The sequence below is a fragment of the Deferrivibrio sp. genome (genome assembly GCF_055117995.1).
In genome coordinates this window covers 1-6,524 of record NZ_JBSQOT010000068.1, presented here as the reverse complement: position 1 = coordinate 6,524, position 6,524 = coordinate 1, and the positions used below count along the sequence as shown (strand labels likewise).

General features: G+C 36.2%; 9 protein-coding genes. All 9 read right to left on the bottom strand.

Annotated features, from left to right (window positions below; genetic code table 11):
• Positions 1-23: 23 nt before the first annotated feature.
• A complete protein-coding gene (locus ACTCAF_RS10755) occupies positions 24-380 on the bottom strand; it encodes a roadblock/LC7 domain-containing protein (protein ID WP_463063278.1) in 357 nt (118 codons plus the stop codon).
• Positions 373-1,644, bottom strand: a complete 1,272-nt coding sequence (locus ACTCAF_RS10750; protein WP_463063277.1) for a hypothetical protein — start codon at positions 1,642-1,644, stop codon at positions 373-375. The genes ACTCAF_RS10755 and ACTCAF_RS10750 overlap by 8 nt, the downstream gene beginning before the upstream one ends.
• 1 nt (position 1,645) lies before the next feature.
• On the bottom strand, positions 1,646-2,698 hold the full coding sequence (gene aroB / locus ACTCAF_RS10745; RefSeq protein ID WP_463063276.1) for a 3-dehydroquinate synthase: 1,053 nt from the start codon (positions 2,696-2,698) through the stop codon (positions 1,646-1,648).
• Complete coding sequence (locus tag ACTCAF_RS10740; protein WP_463063275.1) at positions 2,698-3,195, bottom strand: shikimate kinase; 498 nt, start codon at positions 3,193-3,195, stop codon at positions 2,698-2,700. Before ACTCAF_RS10740 ends, aroB begins: the two co-directional genes overlap by 1 nt.
• On the bottom strand, positions 3,192-3,779 hold the full coding sequence (locus tag ACTCAF_RS10735; RefSeq protein WP_463063274.1) for an XTP/dITP diphosphatase: 588 nt from the start codon (positions 3,777-3,779) through the stop codon (positions 3,192-3,194). The genes ACTCAF_RS10740 and ACTCAF_RS10735 overlap by 4 nt, the downstream gene beginning before the upstream one ends.
• On the bottom strand, positions 3,780-4,496 hold the full coding sequence (gene rph / locus ACTCAF_RS10730; protein WP_463063273.1) for a ribonuclease PH: 717 nt from the start codon (positions 4,494-4,496) through the stop codon (positions 3,780-3,782).
• 13 nt (positions 4,497-4,509) lie between these two features.
• Positions 4,510-4,938 (bottom strand): hypothetical protein, encoded by a 429-nt coding sequence (locus tag ACTCAF_RS10725; protein ID WP_463063272.1) that lies wholly within the window; start codon positions 4,936-4,938, stop codon positions 4,510-4,512.
• 78 nt (positions 4,939-5,016) lie between these two features.
• Complete coding sequence (locus ACTCAF_RS10720; RefSeq protein ID WP_463063271.1) at positions 5,017-6,111, bottom strand: threonine synthase; 1,095 nt, start codon at positions 6,109-6,111, stop codon at positions 5,017-5,019.
• Between the two features lie 10 nt (positions 6,112-6,121).
• The coding region (locus ACTCAF_RS10715) for an aspartate/glutamate racemase family protein (RefSeq protein WP_463063270.1) at positions 6,122-6,524 on the bottom strand (403 nt) is incomplete at its 5' end.

Here is a 6,524-nt window from a genome sequence, read left to right as displayed (position 1 = left end):
CCATTTACGACAAGAAGTTTCATCTAAAAGTCAAGCTCCTTTCTAAACTTTGGCTCCAGCGAGCTGATAACATATTTTAGTTTTCCCAATATAGCACTCTTATCAATCACAGCTACAATATAGTAGAAATTATTTATCTTATGCAGATAAAATCCTTCTGTTTCACAGTCAATGTACATTTTTTCCATTCTTCCAGTTATAAGAAAAGTTGTAACCTTATCAATATATTTCAATACCGATGAAAATTCAGCCGCAATCTCATCAGCCGCTCTCTCCTTGCTATCAAGCTTGCTGACAATAATACCATCCTTGTCAAATACCGCCAGCACCCTTACCCCTTTGACTGTTGAAGCAATAAACTTTAAAATCTTATCAAACATTTCTCTTCTCTTTGGCTCTTGCGATATTATCAAGCCAGCCCTGAAGTCTGTCAATTGCTTCTTTATTGGGATTTATATCGATATTGTCCAATTTTGATTCAAATGTTTTATCAAGGTCGGACAGGATATTGGTTTCATTTTCAATATCATCTGAATGTGGCATATTCTGGGAGATTTCAACATTTCCCGTGCCAAATTCAGCTTCTTCTTGCTCTTTGACTAATTCTTCCCCATTTTCTTGCTCCGACAACAACTCATCATCCAAGCTCTTTTGGTCTTCTCTAATATCAAATGACTCTAAAACACTTTCGGCCTCTTGAAAATTTTCCAGTTCAAGCTCGACATCTTTCTGCTCACCGGTAAATTCATCAGACAATTCCACTTGAGGCAGCAAATCTTCATTCAGGCCGTTATGCTTAGCATCAACAAGGCCTTCGATAACTTCATTACTAGAATCTTCCGTTTCTTCAAAATCATCTAAAATTTCTTCTGATTTATCCGGGATAACAATTTCCTCAGATTCTCTTGCTTTCATATAAGCTTCAATTTCGGCAATCTTTTTTTGCATATACTCCTGGTTGAAACCAAGCTTGGTTTTTACCACCTGGATCGCCTCTTCATATTTACTATCTGATACAAGGCTATCAACTTCAGCTTCCACTTCAAAAATATCAATATCTTCTGCCTCACTTCTGGAGATATCGGTCATCACATCTTCAGCCAGAGTTTTTGTCATATCGGTAATATCGGTTTCAGCCTCAAACAAATCCTCATTTGAAGGTTCATCTTTTAACAGAGGTTCATCTTCTTTTAGTTCATCAAAACCTTTTGGGGTAGCATCAACAGTAGTAGCAAGCTCTTCGATTAAATTCTTTAATTCAAGGTCTTCAGGAGAGCTAAAGTAAGCTGTCCTGTAATAATAGATTGCCTTTTCAATATTTTCTTCAGCTCTGTAAATTTCACCAAGCAGCTTATTTGCCCTGTAATTATCCCTGGAAAATGTCGCAACTTCAAGAAGCAGCCCCTTTGCCTCATTGAGCATCCCCTTTCCTAAAAATGCCTGCGCAAGGATAGTCTTGGCAGCAATATAATCAGGATTATTATCAAGCCCTTTAGTGCATATCTCTATTACTTCATCAAATTTTTCAAGCTTTAAGTAGGCCATCGCAAGAGGCATAAAAACCTTGGACTTAGGGTTTTCTTCAAGCCTTTTTGAGAAGTACTCGATATCTCTTAAGTATCTTGCCTTTTGATTTTCGTCCATATCAGCTCCTTAAAGAAACAAAAAACTCCTTAATCAAATCAATACCAACCCCTTTTAAAATAATACCAGAGCCAACTTTCGGTGTCAAGGCAACTGATATGCCACTTTGCCTTGCCTTTTTATCAGATGCAATAGCCCTTAAAAAGCTTTCCTCATTCAAGAAAGAATATTTCAGCTCAAAACTGTATTTATTCAGGATATTTTTTACCTTTAATGCAGTTTCATCATTGACCTTTTTAATATAATGACCAAATAATGTCTCCAGATACATCCCCGTTGCAACGGCAAAACCGTGCTTAATTGTGTGATTTGAGTCTATTTCGATTGCATGTCCAAATGTGTGCCCAAAATTTAGAAACATTCTTAAGCCATGCTCTTTTTCATCCTCTTTAACAACTTTAGCCTTTATTTCACAACACCTATAAACTACACTTTCAAGAATTTCCTGTCTGTCTTCTATTTCCTTGGAGTTTTCATCAAGCAAACTATAAAATTTTTCATCAAACATCAGAGCATACTTTATTACTTCCGCAAGACCGTTTTTATATTCTTCATCACTCAAGGTATTTAAAAAGTCCATATCTATAAATACTGCCTTTGGCTGATAAAAAGTGCCTATCAAATTTTTTGTTTCATAAAGATTAACCCCAGTTTTGCCTCCAACGCTGCTGTCAACCATTGACAAAAGAGTAGTAGGTATCTGGTAATAATCTATTCCACGCATGTAAATAGAAGCCGCAAAACCTGCAACATCGCCAACAATACCGCCACCTACTGCCAGAAGAATCGAATCCCTCAAACAGCCGTTATTTTTAAGAAAAACAAGTATTTTTTCCACAGATTCGATTGTCTTACTCTTTTCACTGGCCTCAAACACATATACATTTTGCAAATTTTGAAAAAATGGATAAAGGTTATAAACGTTGCTATCTATAACAAAAAACTTTGATTTTTGATTTAATTCATCAATTTTTTCTGATATAAATCCCCGCCCTATGTGGATTTCGTATGAATCGTCTACATCTTTTTTTAAGTCCACAAACAGTTTTTGCATCAGATAATCTCCATAATTTCATCCACAACGTCTTCTACCGATAAACCTGTAGTGTCAATTATATGATCAGACTTTATATAGTAGTAAGCCCTTTCAAACATAAGTCTCTTTATCTCTTCTATCGGATTCTGGACATTAAGAAGGGGCCTGTTCTTTGAATTTTTAGTCCTCTCATAAATTTCTTCAGGACTTGCAGCAAGACTAATTAGTACACCACTTTCCTTGAGTCTTTTATAGTTTTCCTCGTTTACAACTGCCCCGCCACCGGTAGCTATCACAAAGTTTTCCTTTCTACTTATTTCATTTATTACTTCAGACTCAATCTTTCGGAAATATTCTTCACCTTTTTCTTCAAATATTTCTGCAATCTTTTTATTCTCTTTTTCTTCAATAAGATCATCAAGGTCTTTAAAAACCCTGTCAAGTCTTTTTGCAAGAGCTCTTCCTACTGTTGATTTTCCTGTCCCCATAAATCCAACAAGGTAGATGTTTTTCATTTAACACTCCCAAAAACAAAATATTCTTCCATCAACTTTAGTGCCTTAGCCCTATGGCTTATTCTATTTTTTTCTTCAGGAGATATTTCTGCAGCCGTCTTACCATTTTCAATAACAAAAATCGGGTCATAGCCAAACCCGTTTTTTCCTCGAGGAGCAAGGGCTATCTCACCTTCGAGCTCTCCTCTGAAAATCTTAATAATTTCACCTTTTTTTGCCAGTGCAATAACACAAACATACTTTGCTTTTCTATCTTTGATCCCTTTTAGTTCAATCAGCAATTTTTCATTGTTTGCTTCATCTGTTGAATTTTCACCTGCATATCTTGCAGAATAAATGCCCGGCCGATTATTTAAAGCACGCACTTCAAGCCCTGAATCGTCTGCAATTACATAGTCATCTGTCATTTTTGATATATACAGTGCTTTCAATGATGCATTTTCCTCAAAACTTTTACCGGTCTCTGGAATATCATCACCAATACCAAGCTCATCAAATGCAGAGCATACTTCTGCTTTCCCCTTTAAAATATCTGTAATTTCCCTTATTTTGTGTCTGTTTTTGGTTGCCACCAATACTTTCAATTATAACTCCAAAACCTTTTTCTGTATTTCACTTATAATTTTTATCCCTTCAAGCCCAAGCTTAAGCATCTGATTTAGCTTATCAATATCAAAAGGTTCCTTTTCTGCCGTCCCCTGTATCTCTATAATCTTGCCATCTCCTGTAGCCACAAGATTCAAATCAGTTTCCGCACAGGAATCCTCCTCATAATTAAGATCCAAAATAGCCTCTTTATTTAAAATGCCAACACTTACAGCACAAATCTGATTAACAATTGGATTTTCAGGAATCAAACCTTCTTTTAAAAGTTTTCTCATCGCAAGTGCAAGTGCAATGAAGCTACCGCTAATTGAAGCGGTCCTTGTACCACCATCAGCTTGAATGACATCGCAGTCAATAGTCAATGTCCTTTCACCCAATTTAGTCAAATCAACAGCTGCACGCAAACTTCTGCCTACCAATCTTGATATTTCCTGAGTCCTGCCGCTAAGTTTACCCTTAACTGCTTCCCTGGAATTTCTCTGATGCGTTGAGCGCGGGAGCATTTGATATTCTGCAGTAATCCAGCCGCTACCTGAACCTTTTAAAAAAGGGGGGACACCATCAGATACAGACACATTACATATTACCTTTGTATTGCCAAATTCAATCAAAACAGAGCCTTCCGGATAAATTATATAATCTTTAACTACCCTTATTTCTCTCATCTGGTTATTTTCTCTGCCGTCACTTCTCATGATAAAACCCCTTTTAGTCTCTAATCCTGAAAGGAAACCTCACATCAACATGTTTAAATAGATTGCCGCTGTCTATAATAATGATTTTTTTTATATAGTCAAAATTTATTCTAAAAACTTCTTCAATCTGGGCTATTATCCTCAATTCATTGTAACTTGAAGCTACCTCATTTGTGCCTGACATATAAACCTTTGCCGTATCCAACTTAATCATTACCTTTTCAAACTTGATTGAGCTGCTTACCTCACTTTTATCATCACTTAGGCTCGCAAGTTTTTCAAGTAATATCATGGCTTTTGCATCATCGGATTTAAAAGGGTTTAAAAAGGTAATTTTATATTCAAATGTATTCTCATCTATAAGTTCGGGAATTTTGTAGGAAGAAATATAGGAAAACAGCAGTGCAAGCAGCAAAACCAAAGCAACAATAATTTTTTTCATAAACCTATATTATCAAAATATCCCAACTTATCAATCCAAGAAATATATTAAACATCAAAAAAAAGAAAAAATATCAGGTTAGCTATTTTCTATGAGATACGATATTTTATCGTTTGCCTTCAGCCCGCTTCCTGTAAGTTCGACTACCGTATCCCCTACCAAGTCAATATTTTTCAAAGCTGCAATCACAGATGCTGAAGTAGGCTCGATATAGTAACCCATACCCGCTACACTTAAAAGGGCATTTTTGATATCATTATCAGAAACTGTCACAAGGGCAGCGTTCGTTTCTTTTATAATTTTTAGCATCTGCAAAGCTCGTAAAGGATTTTTTATAGCTATCCCTTCTGCTATTGTTTCAGAATAAATTAAAGGTCTGGCGTTGAGCATCTCACTCAGCGGAGCGCAGTTTTCTGACTGAACACACACAAATTTGGGAAATTTGTCTATATATCCGCTTTCGATCATTTGTTTGCAGGCTATATAAGCGCCAATCAAGAGAGTGCCATTTCCAACAGGCATAACTATATTATCAGGAAGTCTGTATCCTAATTGCTCATAAATTTCGAAAATAAAAGTTTTTGTACCTTCAAAAAAGAAAGGATTGTAGACATGACTTGCATAATATATATTTTCGGCTGCTTTAAGGACAGCCTCGCTGGTCTTTTGCCTGTCACCCTCTACAAGTTTTAGATTAGCTCCAAATGCCCTAACCTGGGCAAGCTTACCTTTTGAGGTCGATGCAGGGACATATATGTCAGCCTCTATATTAGCCTTTGCGCAATACATTGCAATAGATGCACCGGCATTGCCAGATGAATCCTCGACAATTTTGCTTACACCAAGCTCTTTTGCCTTGCTTATCAGCACAGCAGAACCTCTGTCTTTATAAGAACCGGATGGAAAAAGGTAATCAAGTTTCAGATAGACATTTTTACCATAAATTACATCTTCAACAAGAGGCGTAAAACATTCACCAAATGTCACTCTTTTGTTTGAAAACAAAGGGATAAACTTTTCGTATCTCCATAAACCTTTGATTTTATCATTGACAAAATCAAAATTTATTTTTTCATCCGTTATTATGTCAAGAAATCCTCCACAAGCACATTTGTAAACAGGGTCATTGATTTCATATTCTCTTTCACAAAAATAACACTTCAACAGATACATAGACTACCCCTTAAAGACACAGACTTACAACTTTTCTGGCAAGCAAATCAGTAGCATCATACACATCTGACAAAGACAAGTCCACAAAAGGGAGCAAGACAGGTATTTCCGTGCAACCTGCTATCAAACAATCATAACCATCGTCAATTATTTCCAGGTAGGTTTTGATAAAGATTTCAGACGCTTCTTTTTTCAGGCCTGACTTTACAAGGTATATACTTTCCATTATGCTATTTTGAAGCTCAGAGTTAAAATCATTTATCTTTAGACCATTTTCCTCAAAAACCCTGTGATAAACTTTGCCGATAAAAGTCCCATCGGTTGCCATCAATCCTATTTTTGTATACTTTTTATCTGCAGATATAATTGACTCCAGCGTAGTTTCAACAATACTGACAAAAGGTATTGGAGTG

Bases quoted from the DNA above. Each gene is read 5' to 3' on its own strand.
- ACTCAF_RS10725 (WP_463063272.1), bottom strand. From the start codon at position 4,938: ATGAAAAAAATTATTGTTGCTTTGGTTTTGCTGCTTGCACTGCTGTTT.
- ACTCAF_RS10720 (WP_463063271.1), bottom strand. From the start codon at position 6,111: ATGTATCTGTTGAAGTGTTATTTTTGTGAAAGAGAATATGAAATCAAT.
- ACTCAF_RS10755 (WP_463063278.1), bottom strand. From the start codon at position 380: ATGTTTGATAAGATTTTAAAGTTTATTGCTTCAACAGTCAAAGGGGTA.
- ACTCAF_RS10750 (WP_463063277.1), bottom strand. From the start codon at position 1,644: ATGGACGAAAATCAAAAGGCAAGATACTTAAGAGATATCGAGTACTTC.
- ACTCAF_RS10740 (WP_463063275.1), bottom strand. From the start codon at position 3,195: ATGAAAAACATCTACCTTGTTGGATTTATGGGGACAGGAAAATCAACA.
- aroB (WP_463063276.1), bottom strand. From the start codon at position 2,698: ATGCAAAAACTGTTTGTGGACTTAAAAAAAGATGTAGACGATTCATAC.
- rph (WP_463063273.1), bottom strand. From the start codon at position 4,496: ATGAGAAGTGACGGCAGAGAAAATAACCAGATGAGAGAAATAAGGGTA.